15 protein-coding genes are annotated in these 16,058 nt (G+C 60.0%); 8 read left to right on the top strand and 7 right to left on the bottom strand.

The genetic code is table 11. The features are described 5' to 3' along the window. Positions 1–217 precede the first annotated feature (217 nt). Positions 218–472 (top strand): hypothetical protein, encoded by a 255-nt coding sequence (locus ABC383_RS27010; protein ID WP_413018957.1) that lies wholly within the window; start codon positions 218–220, stop codon positions 470–472. Positions 473–490: 18 nt separating this feature from the next. Here ABC383_RS27010 and ABC383_RS27005 read toward each other — a convergent pair whose 3' ends face one another. Continuing rightward, a complete protein-coding gene (locus ABC383_RS27005) occupies positions 491–1,549 on the bottom strand; it encodes a LacI family DNA-binding transcriptional regulator (protein WP_413018955.1) in 1,059 nt (352 codons plus the stop codon). A 138-nt stretch (positions 1,550–1,687) separates the two neighbouring features. On the opposite strand from ABC383_RS27005, the gene ABC383_RS27000 reads away from it, so the two are divergent. From ABC383_RS27000 to hpaI, 4 genes are all read left to right on the top strand, one after another. Further along, positions 1,688–2,692: a tripartite tricarboxylate transporter substrate binding protein gene (locus ABC383_RS27000; protein ID WP_413018954.1), complete on the top strand. Its 1,005-nt coding sequence runs from the start codon at positions 1,688–1,690 to the stop codon at positions 2,690–2,692. A gap of 48 nt (positions 2,693–2,740) precedes the next feature. Next, complete coding sequence (locus ABC383_RS26995) at positions 2,741–4,291, top strand: UxaA family hydrolase (RefSeq protein ID WP_413018953.1); 1,551 nt, start codon at positions 2,741–2,743, stop codon at positions 4,289–4,291. Between the two features lie 79 nt (positions 4,292–4,370). Next, entirely contained in the window at positions 4,371–5,867 is a 1,497-nt protein-coding gene (locus ABC383_RS26990; protein ID WP_413018951.1) for an NAD-dependent succinate-semialdehyde dehydrogenase, read from the top strand. 25 nt (positions 5,868–5,892) lie between these two features. Further along, positions 5,893–6,699 carry a 4-hydroxy-2-oxoheptanedioate aldolase gene (gene hpaI, locus ABC383_RS26985; RefSeq protein WP_413018949.1) on the top strand — a complete coding sequence of 269 codons (807 nt, stop codon included), beginning with the start codon at positions 5,893–5,895 and terminating at the stop codon, positions 6,697–6,699. 353 nt (positions 6,700–7,052) lie between these two features. Here hpaI and ABC383_RS26980 read toward each other — a convergent pair whose 3' ends face one another. From ABC383_RS26980 to ABC383_RS26965, 4 genes are all read right to left on the bottom strand, one after another. Further along, positions 7,053–8,249: a JmjC domain-containing protein gene (locus ABC383_RS26980; RefSeq protein ID WP_413018948.1), complete on the bottom strand. Its 1,197-nt coding sequence runs from the start codon at positions 8,247–8,249 to the stop codon at positions 7,053–7,055. An 11-nt stretch (positions 8,250–8,260) separates the two neighbouring features. Continuing rightward, positions 8,261–9,619 (bottom strand): ATP-binding cassette domain-containing protein, encoded by a 1,359-nt coding sequence (locus tag ABC383_RS26975; protein WP_413018947.1) that lies wholly within the window; start codon positions 9,617–9,619, stop codon positions 8,261–8,263. A gap of 53 nt (positions 9,620–9,672) precedes the next feature. Next, positions 9,673–10,542, bottom strand: coding sequence for an aKG-HExxH-type peptide beta-hydroxylase (locus ABC383_RS26970; RefSeq protein WP_413018945.1), 870 nt, complete (start codon positions 10,540–10,542; stop codon positions 9,673–9,675). 75 nt (positions 10,543–10,617) lie between these two features. Continuing rightward, on the bottom strand, positions 10,618–10,779 hold the full coding sequence (locus ABC383_RS26965) for a hypothetical protein (protein ID WP_413018943.1): 162 nt from the start codon (positions 10,777–10,779) through the stop codon (positions 10,618–10,620). 211 nt (positions 10,780–10,990) lie between these two features. Here ABC383_RS26965 and ABC383_RS26960 point away from each other — a divergent pair, with 211 nt between their 5' ends. Next, a complete protein-coding gene (locus tag ABC383_RS26960) occupies positions 10,991–11,641 on the top strand; it encodes a transposase (RefSeq protein ID WP_413018942.1) in 651 nt (216 codons plus the stop codon). On the opposite strand, the gene ABC383_RS26955 is transcribed toward ABC383_RS26960, so the two are convergent. Together ABC383_RS26955 and clsB are read right to left on the bottom strand one after the other, a co-directional pair. Next, a complete protein-coding gene (locus tag ABC383_RS26955) occupies positions 11,638–12,636 on the bottom strand; it encodes a lysylphosphatidylglycerol synthase domain-containing protein (protein WP_413018940.1) in 999 nt (332 codons plus the stop codon). The two genes, ABC383_RS26960 and ABC383_RS26955, sit on opposite strands and share 4 nt — an antisense overlap. Then, positions 12,633–13,871 (bottom strand): cardiolipin synthase ClsB, encoded by a 1,239-nt coding sequence (gene clsB / locus ABC383_RS26950; RefSeq protein ID WP_413018938.1) that lies wholly within the window; start codon positions 13,869–13,871, stop codon positions 12,633–12,635. Before clsB ends, ABC383_RS26955 begins: the two co-directional genes overlap by 4 nt. 343 nt (positions 13,872–14,214) lie before the next feature. On the opposite strand from clsB, the gene ABC383_RS26945 reads away from it, so the two are divergent. Continuing rightward, positions 14,215–14,544 (top strand): BON domain-containing protein, encoded by a 330-nt coding sequence (locus tag ABC383_RS26945; protein ID WP_413018936.1) that lies wholly within the window; start codon positions 14,215–14,217, stop codon positions 14,542–14,544. A gap of 46 nt (positions 14,545–14,590) precedes the next feature. Next, positions 14,591–16,003 carry an MFS transporter gene (locus ABC383_RS26940; protein WP_413018934.1) on the top strand — a complete coding sequence of 471 codons (1,413 nt, stop codon included), beginning with the start codon at positions 14,591–14,593 and terminating at the stop codon, positions 16,001–16,003. The last annotated feature ends 55 nt before the right edge of the window (positions 16,004–16,058 follow it).

The following is a 16,058-nucleotide window of genomic DNA, read 5'->3' as shown; positions in this document are numbered from 1 at the left end:
AGGCCGCTTCCATGGGATATGCAACGGCCCGACGGGCGCCATGGTCCCGCCACGGTGTCCAGAGCGCCGGGTAAGCACAATCTCCTCTGCCTGCGCGGGGTGGTCCTGAGACCGGCTGTCCCCGTGCAGCTCGTCGGCCTGGCTTTTTCGCCGCCAGACAACCCGCCGGCGGGCCAGCGTGGTATGGTCGGAGCACCTTGTCAATGAAGAATGATCCATGGCGCCTGAAAACCTGCTCTGGCTGATTTCGTCCATCTTCCTGGCCGTCATCTCGTTTCTGAAAGCAATGCAGGGGCCGCAGCGCATCGGCGCCTTCGTGGTTGGCGCCGCCATGTCGGCCCAGGCGCTGGCCATCGTCACCGGCCACGACAGCCTGGCGATGTGGTTCGGCGCGCTTGGCGTCGGCATCGTGTTCCTGCTGTTCGTCGGCGAACTGCTGTGGAGGAAGCGCCATGGCAAGGACCTTGAGTGATCCGGGCTGGGCAGCCCGCTATGTGCTGTCCCGCTCCACCAGCTCGAAACCCACGTCCACGCTCTTCTGCGCCACCGCGCGCCCCTCGATGCGATCCACCAGCATGCGCGCGGCCAGCTTGCCGATCTGGGTGCCGTCGATGCGCATGGTCGACAGCGGCGGGTCGGTATGCCTGGCGAAATTCTGGTCGCCATAGCCCAGCACCTTGAGCTGGCCGGGCACGGCCAGGCCCCTGGCGCGCGCCTCGATCAGCGCGCCCAGCGCCAGGCTGTCGGCGCCGCAGAACACTGCATCCGTCTCCGGATGCTCCCGCAGCAGCAGCGCCAGCGCCTCACGGCCATTGCCGAGGTGGGTCGGGGAGGGCATGGGATAGACCGGCACCGGCCGGCTGCAGAGCGCCTGCATGGCCTTGCCGAAGGCGGCGCTGCGCACCAGCGCGCGGGCGTCGCCGGGCGTGATCGCCGCCGCATGGCGGGCGCCGCGCGCATGCAGGTAACGCGCCGCTTCCTGGCCGACCGCGGCATGCGAGAAGCCGACCAGCATGTCGACCGGCGTGTCGGTCAGGTCCCAGGTCTCGACCACCGGCACGCCGGCGCCGCGCAGCCGCTCGCGCGATACCGGCGAATGCATCACGCCGGTCAGCACGATGCCGGCCGGACGACGGCCGATCACGGCGTCGATCAGCGCATCCTCGCGCGCCTTGTCATAGCCGCTCTGGCCGATCAGGAGCTGGTAGCCGGCCTCCGCCAGCGCGGTGGTCATGGCCTCGGTGGTTTCCTGGAATACCGAGCCGGCCAGCGAAGGCACCAGCGCCATCACCAGCCGGCTGCGGTTCGACGCCAGCGAGCCGGCCACCAGGTTGGGCACGTAACCGGTCTGCCTTACCGCTTCCTGGATTTTCTGCAGGGTCTCGGGCGACACCCGCTCGGGCGTGTTGAGCGCGCGGGAGATCGTGACCTTGGTCACGCCCACCATCTGCGCCAGTTCACGCAAGGTGATACCGCCCGAGCCGCGGCGCGCCCGCTTTGCCGGCATGGGCTCGGCTGCCGGCGCTTTGCCAGTCGGATTGTTATTCAAGGGAAATTCCAAAATAATTTTGGCTCCGATTGTAGCAATGTAAAAAAATTTGGATTACGATACGCTCCGTATGTTACCGGTAACATAAAGATTGCCGGAAAAATCACAGCCAGCCCCCGGGCGCTACAGGAGACCAATATGGATACACCCCGCATCAACATCAAACGCCGTCAACTGCTGCTGGGCGCGGCTTCAGGCCTGGCCGGCGCCGCGCTGCCGCTGGGCTCGGCACTGGCGCAGTCGGATTATCCGAACCGTCCGATCACCTTTCTGTGCCCATGGCCGGCAGGCGGCACCGCCGACGTGACCATGCGCGCGCTGGCCAAGGTGCTGTCGGACCACCTGGGCCAGCCGGTGGTGTTTGAGAACCGCGCCGGCGCCTCCGGCATGATCGGCGCCCGGGCGTTGGCGGTGGCCAAGCCGGACGGCTATACCATCGGCCAGATCCCGATCTCGGTGACCCGCTTTGCGCAGCTCGGCACGGTGACCTTCGACCCGCTGAAGGACTTCACCTACCTGGCCCGCACATCGGGCCAGACCTTCGGCATCGTGGTGCGCGCCGACTCGCCCTACAAGACCCTGGCCGAACTCGTGGCCGCCGCCAAGGCCAATCCCGGCAAGCTGACCTTCGCCAGCGCCGGCGTGGCCGGCGCCACCCACGTCGGCATGGAGGAGTTCCTGCTGGCCGCGGGTGCGAAGATGAACCATATCCCCTACAAGGGCGGCGCGCCGGCCCTGACCGACCTGATGGGCGGCCAGGTCGATGCGCTGGCCGACTCCAGTTCCTGGGCGCCGTATGTGGAGCAGGGCAAGCTGCGCCTGCTGGCGACCTGGGGCGAGCAGCGTCCGCCGCGCTTTGCCAAGGCGCCGACGCTGAAGGAAGCCGGCTACAACCTGGTGGTGGATGCGCCCAATGGCATCGGCGCGCCGGCCGGGCTGGAGCCGCAGGTGGCGGAGAAGCTGCGCTCGGCGCTGAAGAAGGCGATCCTGAGCCCGGAATTCAAGCAGGCGTGCGACCGCATCGACGCACCCGTGATGTACCAGGACGCCGAGGAGTACCGCAAGTACGTCCTCTCGCAATATGTGCACGAGAAGCGCCTGATCGAAAAGCTCAATCTGAAGGAACAGATCAAGAACGGTTGAGCATTGTCACGCGATCCACACCGTTAACCGCATCTCATGAATAGCCAGATGAATACCGTCACCGACAACCATTACACCCGCAGCCTGATCCGGCTGCACGATACCGACAACGTGCTGATCGCCAAGGCCCAGCTGTCGCTGGGCCAGCAGATCAACATTGACGGCGCCGCCGTGCGGCTGCGGGCGCAGGTGCCGGCCGGGCACAAGGTGGCTGCGCATGCGATCGCCAAGGGCGCGCCCATCCGCAAGTACGACACCATCATCGGCTTCGCCGCGCGCGACATCGAGGCCGGCGAACATGTGCACTCGCATAACATCGAGCTGCGCGAATACGAGCGCGACCCTGGCTTCGGCCTGGATGTGCGGCCGGTCGACTATGTGCCGGAAAGCCAGCGCGCCACCTTCATGGGCATCGTGCGGCCGGACGGGCAAGTCGGCACCCGCAACTTCATCGGCATCTTCTCGTCGGTGAACTGCTCGGCCACCGCCATCAAGAAGATCGCCGAATGGTTCACGCCGGAGCGCCTGGCCGACTATCCCAACGTGGACGGCGTGGTCGCGTTCGCCCAGACCAGCGGCTGCGGCATGTCCTCGCCCAGCTACCATTTCGACGTGCTGCGCCGTACCATCGCCGGCTATGTCCGCCATCCCAACCTGGCCGGCGCGCTGATCGTGGGCCTGGGCTGCGAGCGCAACCAGGTGGCCGACCTGGTTGCGTCGCAGGGCCTGAAGGAAGACGGCCTGCTGCGCACGATGGTGATGCAGGAAATCGGCGGCACCCGCCAGACCATCGAGGCTGGCATCCAGATGATCCGGGAGATGCTGCCGGCCGCCAATGCGGTGCAGCGCCAGAAGGTGCCGGCCAGCCATATCAAGGTGGGCCTGGAATGCGGCGGCTCGGACGGCTTTTCCGGCATCACCGCCAATCCGGCGCTGGGCGCGGCGATGGACATCCTGGTGCGCCATGGCGGCACCGCCATCCTGTCCGAGACGCCGGAGATCCACGGCGTGGAAAACATGCTGACCCGGCGCGCGGTATCGCCGGAAGTGGGCCAGAAGCTGCTCGACAGGCTTGAATGGTGGAAGGAATACACACGTGGCCAGAACGCCCAGTTCAACGGCGTGGTGGGGCATGGCAACCAGCAGGGCGGCCTGGCCAACATCTTCGAGAAGTCGCTCGGCTCGGCCATGAAAGGCGGCACCACGCCGCTGCAGGGCGTCTATGAATATGCCGAGCCGATCGACCGCGCCGGCTTCGTGTTCATGGACTCGCCCGGCTATGACCCGGTGGCCGCCACCGGGCAGATCGCCAGCGGCGCCAACCTGATCTGCTTCACCACCGGGCGCGGCTCGATGTTCGGCTCCAAGCCGGCGCCGACCATCAAGCTGGCCAGCAATACCGCGATGTACGAGCGCCTGAAGGAAGACATGGACATCAACTGCGGCCTGGTGATCGACGGCGAGGCGACTATGCAGCAGATGGGCCAGATCATCTTCGACGAGATCCTGCGCGCCGCCTCGGGCGCACAGACCAAGAGCGAGCTGCTGGGCCTAGGCGACCATGAATTCATCCCCTGGCATCTGGGCGTCGTCAGCTAATCGCCATGCCGGCATTGCCCCACGGGCGTCTATCGCTTAGGATCGACGCCGTTCCATCCCTTTTCCTTTTCGATAGGCCATGACCCTGAACATCGACAACCCCGAGCTGCTGTGCAGCCAGAGCCTGATCAACGGCGAGTGGCGCCATGCCGCCGACGGCCGCCGCCTCGCGGTGACCAATCCCGCCAGCGGCGAGCTGATCGCCGAGGTGCCCGACTGCACGCCCGAAGACGCGCAAGCCGCGGTGGATGCTGCGCAGCAGGCCTTTGCCGCGTTCCGCCATGTGGTGGCGAAGGAACGTGCCGCGCTGCTCAGGCGCTGGCATGGGCTGGTCATGGCCAACCAGGAAGACCTGGCACGGCTGATGTCGCTGGAGCAGGGCAAGCCATTGGTGGAAAGCCGCACCGAAGTGGCGTACGGCGCTTCCTATATCGAATGGTTCGCCGAGGAAGCCAAGCGCGCCGATGGAGACATTATTCCGCAGCAGAGCCAGAATCACAGGCTGCTGGTGATCAAACAGCCGGTCGGCGTGGTGGCCGCCATCACGCCCTGGAACTTCCCGATGGCCATGCTGGCGCGCAAGATCGCGCCGGCCATTGCCGCCGGCTGCGCCGTGGTCTGCAAGCCGGCCGAAGACACCCCGCTGACCGCGCTGGCGATGGCGCGCCTGCTGCAGCAGGCCGGCGCGCCGGCCGGCCTCATCAATGTGCTGACCACCTCGCGCGAGCGCGCCGGTCCGCTGGCCGACGTCTGGCTGGCCGATGCCCGGGTGCGCAAGATTTCCTTCACCGGCTCCACCGCGGTCGGCAAGCATCTGGCGCGCGAGAGCGCCGGCACGCTGAAGCGGCTGTCGCTGGAACTGGGCGGCAATGCGCCCTTCATCGTGTTCGACGACGCCGATGTCGATGCCGCGGTGGCCGGCCTGATGGTGGCCAAGTTCCGCAATGCCGGCCAGACCTGCATCTGCCCCAACCGGGTCTATGTGCAGCAGGGGGTGTATGAACGCTTCATCGGCAAGCTGGCCGAGAAGGTCGGCAGCCTCGCCATCGGCCCGGCCGCAGGTGGCAAGGCCGAGATCGGCCCGCTGATCAATGCCCGCGCGGTGGAAAAGGTGGAGCAGCACGTGAAGGACGCGCTGGCGCAGGGTGCGCGGCTGGTGGTAGGCGGCCAGCGCCATGCCTGCGCCGAAGCGCCCCACGGCCACTTCTTCACCCCCACGGTGCTGGCCGATGTGACCGCCGCGATGCGCATGTCGTGCGAGGAGACCTTCGGCCCGGTGGTGCCGGTCACGCCGTTCGCTACCGAGGCGGAAGTGGTGGAGATGGCCAATGCCACGCCGTTCGGCCTGGCCGCCTATTTCTATTCGCGCGACATCGACCGCATCTGGGAAGTCGCCGAGGCGATCGAGGCCGGCATGGTGGCGGTCAACGACGGCGCATTGTCGACCGAGATCGCGCCGTTCGGCGGCATCAAGGATTCCGGTTATGGCCGCGAAGGATCGCGCTATGGCCTGGATGAGTACATGAACATCAAATACATCCGCCACGGCAGCCTATCGCGCCGCCTGCCCGGCTGAACAACACCAAGAAACCGGAGACAACATGAGCTACGACAACCGCTTCAAGGCCGCGCTGGCCGCCAAGAACCCGCAGATCGGCCTCTGGCTATCGCTGGCCAATTCCTACACCGCCGAGCTGTGCGCCAGCACCGGCTTCGACTGGCTGCTGCTCGATAGCGAGCATGCGCCCAACGATGTGCGCGCCATCCTGCAGCAGCTGCAGGCGGTGGCGCCGTATCCCTCGCACCCGATCGTGCGCCCAGTCACTGGCGACGTGGCATTGATCAAGCAGCTGCTTGATATCGGCGCCCAGACCCTGCTGATCCCGATGGTGGACACGGCCGAGCAGGCCGCCCACATGGTGTCGGCGGTGCGCTATCCGCCAGAGGGCATACGCGGCGTCGGCGCCGCGGCCGCGCGCGCCTCGCGCTGGGGCCTGCGCACCGACTATCTGGCGCGTGCCAATGACGAGGTATGCCTGCTGGTGCAGGCCGAGACCCGCACCGCGCTGGACAACATCGAGGCCATCTGCGCAGTCGATGGCATCGACGGCGTCTTCATCGGCCCGGCCGACCTGTCGGCCTCGCTCGGCCATCGCGGCAATCCGGGCCATCCGGAAGTGCAGGCCGCCATCGAGGACGCCATGCGCCGCATCATCGCCACCGGCAAGGCGGCCGGCACCCTGGTGTCGGACAATGCGCTGGCAAGGCGCTACCTCGACCTTGGCTGCACTTTTGTTGCGGTGGGCCTGGAAGCGCGCCTGCTGGCTGTCGCCGCGCGCGAGTTGCGCGCCGAGTTTGGCGGCGCCGCGCCGGTAGCCGCGGCGGATGGGGTGCCGGCGATTTATTAGGGCGACGCTGTAGAATTAACGCATCTCTTCAATCGGCCGGGCGGCGAGCTGGCATAGTTCGCCGGCGTTTAGAACGGAGAAGTCGAGTGCAGAAGTCATGAGCGGCACTGTGCAAGAACAACTGCCGCGTAGGCACAGAACCTTTATCCGTACTGGCGTTAAATCACCGCAATGGCATGATCAGCCGCCAGCGTGCTCGCTGGGAGCACGGTGACCAGTGCCTGCAACTGCCCGGTATTGAGGGCTACGGTCACAGCTGATCCCGTATAGTCCAGACGATATGGCCGTCATTGACTGCGGCGAGTTAGCCCGCAATACATGGCACCGATGGCTGCATGTGATCTTTAGACCGATCACTGCAAAGTGGATGCTCGTATCGATTTCGATATAAGGCCATAGTCGAGCAGCTTTTCTAGTGCGGTGTTGATATCGGACCAACCCATATCAACCTCTGCTAAGCCTAATAGGTCGTCTGTAGATACGTTCCGGTCATGATAGAGGTTGCTGAACACTTTAAACTCGCACCGGTTTAGAGTATGTTTTTTTCCTAGCGCAAGGATAACGTGTTCTTTTGAGGAGTCGTCGATCAATGTCACTTCCCTCGCTGAGAATGGAACTCGTCTGAAAAAATCGCCAACCTGGGGTCGATTCAGATGCGGAAATGAAGGTTGAACTCGTAATGCAGCGTATTGCGCATAGTACGAGTCCAAGAAAGTCGCTATCGATTCCGCGTTAATTGCGGTCGCGAAGAATCCAGCAGATTTCTTGGCTAGAGAGTCGAGAACATCATTGCTTAATTTTATATCCTGGTATGGTAATTCGTATTTGTGTTGAGCTAGCAACCACTGCACATAGTCGGCCACCGTCGGATAAACAACGCTAATTGTCAAATGGAGGCTAGGCTCGTTAATTGCCGCCACATCATGCCAAGTCCCTTTTGGTACAAATAGGACATCTCCTTCGTTTAGAATAAGTATTTCAGAGACGTTTTCCTCGATCGGTTGCTTGATATCGTCAACTGTTGCCATAGTTGACTTCTCTTTTGTTCCAAAAAAGCGCCAGCTTTTTCGTCCTTCAATCTGCATGACGATGACGTCATGATCGTCGTTATGCGGGCCAAATCCAGAGCTCGACCCAAATGAGAAATAGGCATTCGCTGTGGAGCGTGCATAGTATCTAGCACCAATCACTTCAGTAAAAGCGCCGATGTCTGGAAACAGTTCGTTGGCGGCTTCGAGAACACCTGTAATTCCTTGCGCCAGCAATCGGTGAAGCTCATTAATTAAGAGAAAGTCAGTAGGGCGGCCGAACGCATCGCGAACCTTGCGGAATGCTTGTTTGTTAGGTTGTTCGTAATCATTTTCTATTGACAAGCGTAGGCGATCATTCGTTATTCTGTTTGTCGCCAATGCATGGTTTAGGTGTTGCCAAGAGAACAGGTTGAGCATTTGCGCTCTAGGAATTTTGCTTTTCCAAAACTGTGAATTACTATAAGCATTAGTAAATTCGCTATTTGCTAAAAGTTCAGCTGCTAAAGATTGGCCATGCATAGAAGTCTCTTTTAATGTCTGATCTCGATGACGACAAGCTTTGAGGCAATTTCGTCCAAAAGTTGATTGACTGCTTCCCTATTGTAGTGATCAAGATTAGCGTCCCATTCATCAAATAAAAGGACTCTGACATCATTCCCGCTCACTATCTCGCGTATTTGTTGCAAAGTTCTTTGTCCGGTTGAATGATTGGGGTTGCCATCTCTCCATATAAGTCGCCCGTGATGTGCGGGCAGCATAATTGCCGGCTCGCCGAAAAATTTCTTTAAAACCAGAAGTAGTGTACTTTTCCCAGAGCCATTTCCGCCGCGAATCGTAAATCTACCCCGCTGGACGTGTTTAAGTGCTTCCACCACGGATTTATAATCGTTGATCGGTTGAGCATTAAGGGTGATTTTTGATAGGGGTTTCGCAGGCAAATCATCTTCTGACAACAAAATATTCTCCGCCCTGAACATGACTTCGAGACGCGCATTCATAGACGGCCATTCCAATAGTTGACTGACCAAGGAACTGAGGGAATTTAGAATATGGAACACACGGGTGAGATTGACAATAATTGCCGCAACCAATGCGGGCTGGGCTACATTGTTTTCCACAGCGCTCAATACTAAATAAATGGTAGGGCCTAATGCGGCTGCCGCCAGAATGAGATTTCCGCATTGTTTTAGCGACTGGAGATCATTGGATCCCTTGTAATAATTTTCTCCTAGGTCCTGGCTTTGAAATGCCCAATTATTATAATTAAGTTTGTTGCCAAGTGTAGTATTGTCCCAAATCGACGACAAGCTGTCGCTGTAGCTGATAAAGCGACTCTCATTCTCTGCTGAGTAGGTGCTGATCGCCTTGTTGACCAAAAGAATGAATGCGGCGCAAAGAATCACACTAAGAAAATAGCCGCCGAATAGATTGCCAGGAAGGAGCAATCCAAGTACGAGCATACTCAGTGCGCTATTCAAGACAAAGCCTAAAAATCCATGAACAAATGACAAATATTCTTTGATAGTAATGAACGAGTTCCGGGAAACTATCGATTCAACCTGTTCCCGAACGATCGAATTACGAAATTTCTCTGTCCGTCCATAGGCAGTCTGCGCAATCCCATAGATAAGGCTTTTATGTGCCTGATTAATCCAGCGTTGGAGAGATATAAAGGAAAGACACCCAGGAAGATAGGGAATTAACATCGCGGCGAGATATAAATACAGGTAATGACTGTACTCACCGCCTTGTTGAAACAATTCAATCAGCCTTGTCAGAAAATAGGATGACGAAGCGATTATCGACTGATGGATAGTTATAAGGGCTATAGTCAATAATGCAGATGGATGGCTGAATACTGTAAGCCATCTTTGCCAATTCAGGCTCATAGTTGTCCTTTTTTTAGAATGATAGGCATTGATAGCCTGTACGCGATCAATATTCAGGCAGCTAACGCCTTGACCTGCTGTTGTACGTTATCGAAAATTTCGTTCGCGCGGTCTGTGAGTACCTTCTCGGCTCCTTTGTATTGCAAAAGCACCTTTTCAGTGGAAGCAATCGCGTCCTTCAGCTGAGTCAGCATGATATTGGTAGGCGGGTGGACTTTGCTCAGCACAGGATGGCCTATGTAATTTGCTCGCATTAGTAGTATTTCTGTTGCAACAACTGCGCTGTGCAGCACTTTATCGAGTGGCCGTGGTACGTTGAGAATCGCCGATCGTGCCCATGTAGATTTATCCATTACATCGCTATAGGAATAATGGACGTAACGCAATTCATCGATGAACATTGCATGATGGGTCATTTCATGCACCAGAATCTCTACCATGTCATGCAGGGAGTACGTCGTTTTGGGATTGGCCCAAATTACGCCAATCGCTTGGGAAGTTGAACCGGCTTTAGCCCGTGAGGATGGCAATATGAAAATATCGGTAATTAAAGTATCGAACAGCGCCTTGTGTACTTCGGAGTAAATTCCCAACTCATGGATGGCGCGAAGGATAAGAGCCTTTTTATCAGATGTTTCGTCATCTTTCGTTTCAGTGATGACATCTGCCTGCATTTTATCGTCTAGTAAAGAATCATTAACGAACAGCGGTCGGAGTGTTTTTGCCTTCTCAAAATCGGTAATAACGTTCACCGTGCCTGGCGTGCCGCCGGGAGTTCTCCTTTGCATTTTCTGGATTAGTGAATGGTACTCACTTTGGACTTCTTTCAAAGTAGTAATCTTCTTAACCCCCTTGAAATCAATCGTTCCAATTAACGTTAATATATTATCGATTTGTGATTCAAATCCGAATTGCAAAATCATTGATATCTTCCTAAGCTGCTTCCTTGAACGGTCTTTTTTACACGTTCCCTTTGATAGGGAACGTGTAAAAATTATTTACTTCTGATCTTCGTAGGCGATCATGTTCAGTGGCTGGTTCATGTTCCAGGCACGTCCTTCGATCTGACTAGCGACTTCTTGACTAGCAATAGCGACGTCTTTTTCGTTCACATTCGAGGCGGCAGATTTTACGATCGAATCAAAATTGATCTTATTCATGCAATGGTCCTTTGAGTTAAATGCCATCAATTCGATGGCGAAAGAATTATTGCAAATCTCTGCGACGCATTTAACTATTATTAAAGTCGGATTGGCTTGTTTGTACAGGGCGTCCTGGCTTAGAAGAGATTTTTCAAAAGGCATAAAGAGGGTCTGTTAACTTCTGATCAATTTCGTTCCTCTTTGCGGCCAAGAAATTCAAGATGCGGAGATGGGAAAGCGAATCTTTTGTGACGAATTACAGGCACTAAATCAGACACTTCCGCCGCCGCCGAAGCCAAGGCGGTTCAGCTCTTCCAGCCGGATACCTCGATCACACCATGCCGCGCTTACGGTAATTCTGCCTATGCTCAGAAGCAGCCTTCGCTGGACCGGGCTACCGAGTGAAATGGATTACGGTGCAAGCGCGAACTGCTGGCCTTGGGTACGCGACTGGCAGGAAGCCGGCGCATGGGAGCGGTTGCGAAGCGTATTAGTAGCCAAGCTGTGCGTTGCCGACTACCTCGGCTTTCCTCGCGTCGTCGTCAATCATGATTCGGTCATCAGTTCTCTTGGACGGCTCAAACAGGTCTACACCCCACTGATCGTGCGCACCCGAGGTTCAAGCATCATCCCACCACCGAAGACACTGGCACACCGCCTGCCGCGATTCCAACTGTTACCAATCGCCATGACGTCACCCAGCTTACGCCGGTGGTGGGCGCGATCCTGCTCCTGGTGGGCGACCGGACTCTTGCGCTTCAATTGCGCCAGTCCCAGAAATTGGGCGAAGCGGTGTTGCTTTATTAAGCCGCATGTGGCTATGGAACACGCAGCTGGGCGCAAAGCACAGTACTGTAAATACCGGTATTGTCAGCACTAGCACTCGCTGCGCCGCTTAGCTTTCGCCTCGGTCACGAAATACACCACGCATGCCAGCAGCAGCGGCGCCAGGTAATACAGGAAGCGGTACAAAATCAGCGCGGCCAGCAGCTCGTTGCGGCCGACTTGCTGCGACAGCAGTGCAATGAACACCGCTTCCAGCACACCCAGGCCGGCCGGCACATGGGTGATCACGCCAGCGATGGCGGCGGTGAGCAGCACCGCCACCACCGTGGGAAAGTCGATCTTCCGCTGCAGCAGCAGATACACCAGCCCCGACATCAGCAGCCAGTTAATGCAGGAAACCAGCAACTGCACCACCGCCAGCCTCCATGGCGGCAGCGTGATGCCGTGGCCGCGCAGCGTCCAGTCGCGCTGTTTCGCAAAGGCGCACAGCAGCACATAGGCCAGCGCCGCGGCCACCATCGCCATGCCCACCAGGCGCAGCCCGCCGCTGTCGAGCTTCCACTCGGCCGGCAGCGGCAGGGGCCGCCACCAGAATGCCAGCCCGGCCAGCAGAAGATAGCCGCTCCAGTTGGTCAGCATGCTGTTGGCAGCAATGCGGGTAATGACCGTGCTGTCGAGGCCAAAACGTGAATACAGCCGGTATCGCATGGCGACGCCGCCGATCACGCTGCCCAGGTTCAGGTTGAAGGCATAGCAGACGAAGGTGATGCCCATGACTGTCTTGGCTGGCAGCCGGTGTCCCGTGAGGTGCTTGCCCATCAGGTCGAAGCAGGCATAGAGCAGGTGGCTGGCAGCTGCCAGGCCGGCCGCTGCCAGCAGCGCTGGCACACTGCGCTGGTAGATCGCTGACGCGACCTTGTCCCATTCGATCGACCTGGCCTGCCTGAAAAGCAGGTAGGCAATCAGGGCAAGGAAGCAGATCTTGAGCAGGCGCTTGGTCCAGTGCCACCAGGGCCGTGCCTGCTGCACTGATTGTTTCCCCGCCGGCCGCTGTGCCCGGAGACTCGTGGCGTCGCCGCTGGCGCTCATTGCATCGCCGACTGGTTCAGGTCGCCGGCATGGTCGGTGCTGCCCGGCGCGCGCAGCGAGGCCAGGCGCGGCGTGTGCGCCGGCAGGAAGCCGGCCCAGGAGGGATAGCGGCGCAGCAGGTGGAACAGGAAGAAGGTGCGTATCGGCCGCCAGGTATCGGACTCCTGCAGATCCTTGATATCGATCCGGGTGCAGCTGTGCTGCATCAGGTTCTCCAGGCTTGCGCTCAGCTGCGCATTGAAGGCGGGGTCGTGGATCATCACATTGGCTTCCAGGTTCAGCGACAGGCTGAGCGGATCGAGATTGCTGGAGCCGACCGTGGCCCAGGTGTCGTCCACCAGCGCGACCTTGCCGTGCAGCGGACGCTTGCAGTACTCGTAGATCTCGACGCCCGAACCGAGCAGATGGTGATACAGCATCGATGCCGCGGTCTTGACGATGGCCATGTCCGGCGTGCCCTGCAGTATCAGCGCCACCTTCACGCCGCGCCGCGCCGCCTTGCGCAGTTCGCGCAGGAAACGGTAACCGGGGAAGAAATACGCATTGGCCACGATGATGCGTTCCCGCGCAAGCCGGAATGCCAGGCGGTACTGGCGCTCGATGTCATTCTTGTGCTCCTGGTTGTCGCGCCAGACAAACAGTGCGCGGGCTTCGCCGGCGGGCGGCAGGGAAGCAGGTTGCGGCCATCTCGGACGTCGATGAAACCAGCGGCGCTTCGGGGTTTCGCCGGCCACGGCGGCCAGCGCGAAGCTGTGGATATGGGCCACGATCGGACCTTCCACTTCGACCGCATAGTCCTGCTTGGCCTCGGGACCGAAATCGGCCAGGTGGTCCGCCGAGTAATTGATGCCGCCGATGAAGGCGCGCGTGCCGTCCACCACCACCAGCTTGCGGTGCATGCGGCGAAACACATGAAAGCGGCGAAACAGCCTGGGCGCCGGCTGGAACACATGGAACATCACGCCGGCCTCGATCAGCGAGCCGATGAAGCCGTCCGACAAATCCGGAGAGCCCCAGCCATCGATGGTGAGTTCGACGCGCACCCCGCGCCGGGCCGCAGCCAGCAGGGTCGACTGCAGCTCGCGCCCGACCTTGTCCTCGAACAGGATGAAGGTCTCGATCAGCACTTCGCGTTCGGCTGCCGCGATCACTTCAAAGACACGCGGAAAGAAAGCCTCGCCGTTCTCCAGCAGCGTGAATCGGTTTCCGCTTATCCAGTTTTCTTTCACGTGCATTGCTTTCGGTGGGTTGTTGTCCGGTGAAGCCGCTGCGACTGGCAGCCTTGACGCAGTGCAGGCTGCACGGGTCATGGAAGGCAATGTGCCTTAAAACGGCGGATAACGTCGTGCATTTGATCAACAATAAGGCAGATGGTCCCTGTTGCTCCGCCGATGCCCTTCAACGCGGAACGGAAAGCCGGCGAAAACCCGGCGCCATGCACGAAATAAATCATATGCGGGGCACGGAAGGTTGAAGGCGCAGTGCTTAGGCAGTAGACTCTGGCCGGGACTTGCCGGACGCCGCATTGCAGCGCGCAGCAGCATCTTCCTGCCTATAAATATCAATAAGGAGCAACACATGCAGACCCCCCGCCTCATCGCCGTTATCGCCGCCGCCCTGATCGCCACTGGATGCGCCGGAATGAAGAACATGGCTGACACCAGCAAGGCTTCCCAGCAGGGCGCCGGCCAGGCGATGGACGACAGCGCCATCACCGCGCGCGCCAAGGGCGCCTTGCAGGCAGACCCGGAACTGAACGCATTCAAGATCGACGTCAGCACCAGCGCCGGCGTGGTCAAGCTCAAGGGCGACATCAAATCGCTGGCGCTGCGCCGCAAGGCCGAGGCGCTGGTGAAGGCAGTGCCCGGCGTGAAGTCGATCGACAACCAGATGATCATCACCGGCTAATCGGCCCATGGGCCGCCGCCGGCGGCCCGCTTCTTCTCTCTTTATCATGAAATCATCCGCCGCCAGCGACATTCCGGGCCGGCTTGACCGGCTGCCCTGGTCCGGCTGGCACTGGCGCGTGGTCATGGCGCTGGGCATTGCCTGGGTGCTCGACGGCCTGGAAGTCACGCTGATAGGCTCCATCGGCAGCGTGTTGGAGCGGCCTGACACGCTGGCCCTGAGCGCTGAGCAGGTTGGCTGGACCGGATCGATCTATATTGCCGGCGCCGTGCTGGGCGCGCTGGTCTTTGGCCGCCTGACCGACAGGCTGGGCCGCAAGAAGCTGTTCATGATCACGCTGGCGGTCTACATGCTGGCCACCCTGGCCACCGCGTTTTCCACAAGTTTCCTGTTTCTTTCCGTCTGCCGCTTCATTACCGGCCTGGGCATAGGCGGCGAATACGCCGCCATCAATTCCGCGATCGACGAACTGATCCCGGCGCGGGTGCGCGGCCGGGTGGCGCTGTTCATCAACGGCAGCTTCTGGATCGGCGCCGCATTGGGCGCGGCACTGAGCCTGGTCATGCTGGACGCACGGGTACTGGGGCCGGCGCTGGGCTGGCGCGCCTGCTTCGTGCTGGGCGCGGTGCTGGCGGTGGCCATTGTTCTGATCCGTCGCCATGTTCCTGAAAGTCCACGCTGGCTGCTGATGCATGGCCGGGAGGAGGAAGCGCGGCGCATCATCGACGACATCGAGGCGCAGGTGGAACGCCAGCACGGCGCGCTGGCGCCGGCGGCGCCCGGCCTGCATGCCACCGGCCGCGGCACGCCGCCATTGCGCGAAGTGTTTTCGCTGCTGCTGCAGGACTACCGCATGCGCAGCCTGGTGGTGTTGTCCATGATGGTGGCGCAGGCCTTCGTCTACAACGCCATCTTCTTTACCTACGCGCTGGTGCTGACCCGCTTCTTCCATGTGCCGGACAACCGGGTGGCGCTCTACATCTTTCCCTTCGCGCTGGGCAATGTGCTCGGTCCCTTCGTGCTGGGCCCCTTGTTTGACAGCCTGGGCCGGCGCCGCATGATCTCGCTGACCTATATCGCCAGCGGCATAGGCCTGGCGCTGATAGGCTGGGCCTTTCTTTCGGACTGGCTGAGCGCCACCGGCCTGGCGGTCTGCTGGAGCGCGGTGTTCTTCATCGCCTCCGCCGCCGCCAGTTCCGCCTACCTCACCGCCAGCGAGGTCTTTCCGCTGGAAATGCGGGCGCTGGCCATCTCGATCTTCTATGCGATCGGCACCGGCACGGGGGGCTTCATCGCACCGGTGCTGTTCGGCTGGCTGATCGACAGCGGCGACCGGGCCTCGGTGGCTGCGGGCTATGGGCTGGGCGCGGCGCTGGCCATCCTTGCCGGCCTGCTGGCGATGCGGCATGCGGTGCATGCGGAGCGCAAGACGCTGGAGGAGGTGGCCAGGCTGGGATAGAGGCTGGAATGGGACTTGCCGGGTGCAGGAACGGGCATCCCATGCTCTGGTCCGG

Origin of the sequence: Noviherbaspirillum phoenicis (genome assembly GCF_047237965.1) — a bacterium.
In the GTDB taxonomy this organism is placed as follows: Bacteria; Pseudomonadota; Gammaproteobacteria; order Burkholderiales; family Burkholderiaceae_D; genus Noviherbaspirillum_A.
This window is presented reverse-complemented; position numbering and strand designations above follow the sequence as displayed.

Excerpts from the sequence above, each read along its gene's own strand:
- ABC383_RS27010 (WP_413018957.1), top strand. The coding sequence starts at position 218 with ATGGCGCCTGAAAACCTGCTCTGGCTGATTTCGTCCATCTTCCTGGCC.
- ABC383_RS27000 (WP_413018954.1), top strand. The coding sequence starts at position 1,688 with ATGGATACACCCCGCATCAACATCAAACGCCGTCAACTGCTGCTGGGC.
- ABC383_RS26995 (WP_413018953.1), top strand. The coding sequence starts at position 2,741 with ATGAATACCGTCACCGACAACCATTACACCCGCAGCCTGATCCGGCTG.
- ABC383_RS26990 (WP_413018951.1), top strand. The coding sequence starts at position 4,371 with ATGACCCTGAACATCGACAACCCCGAGCTGCTGTGCAGCCAGAGCCTG.
- hpaI (WP_413018949.1), top strand. The coding sequence starts at position 5,893 with ATGAGCTACGACAACCGCTTCAAGGCCGCGCTGGCCGCCAAGAACCCG.
- ABC383_RS26980 (WP_413018948.1), bottom strand. The coding sequence starts at position 8,249 with ATGCATGGCCAATCTTTAGCAGCTGAACTTTTAGCAAATAGCGAATTT.
- ABC383_RS26975 (WP_413018947.1), bottom strand. The coding sequence starts at position 9,619 with ATGAGCCTGAATTGGCAAAGATGGCTTACAGTATTCAGCCATCCATCT.
- ABC383_RS26970 (WP_413018945.1), bottom strand. The coding sequence starts at position 10,542 with ATGATTTTGCAATTCGGATTTGAATCACAAATCGATAATATATTAACG.
- ABC383_RS26965 (WP_413018943.1), bottom strand. The coding sequence starts at position 10,779 with ATGAATAAGATCAATTTTGATTCGATCGTAAAATCTGCCGCCTCGAAT.
- ABC383_RS26960 (WP_413018942.1), top strand. The coding sequence starts at position 10,991 with ATGGGAAAGCGAATCTTTTGTGACGAATTACAGGCACTAAATCAGACA.
- ABC383_RS26955 (WP_413018940.1), bottom strand. The coding sequence starts at position 12,636 with ATGAGCGCCAGCGGCGACGCCACGAGTCTCCGGGCACAGCGGCCGGCG.
- clsB (WP_413018938.1), bottom strand. The coding sequence starts at position 13,871 with ATGCACGTGAAAGAAAACTGGATAAGCGGAAACCGATTCACGCTGCTG.
- ABC383_RS26945 (WP_413018936.1), top strand. The coding sequence starts at position 14,215 with ATGCAGACCCCCCGCCTCATCGCCGTTATCGCCGCCGCCCTGATCGCC.
- ABC383_RS26940 (WP_413018934.1), top strand. The coding sequence starts at position 14,591 with ATGAAATCATCCGCCGCCAGCGACATTCCGGGCCGGCTTGACCGGCTG.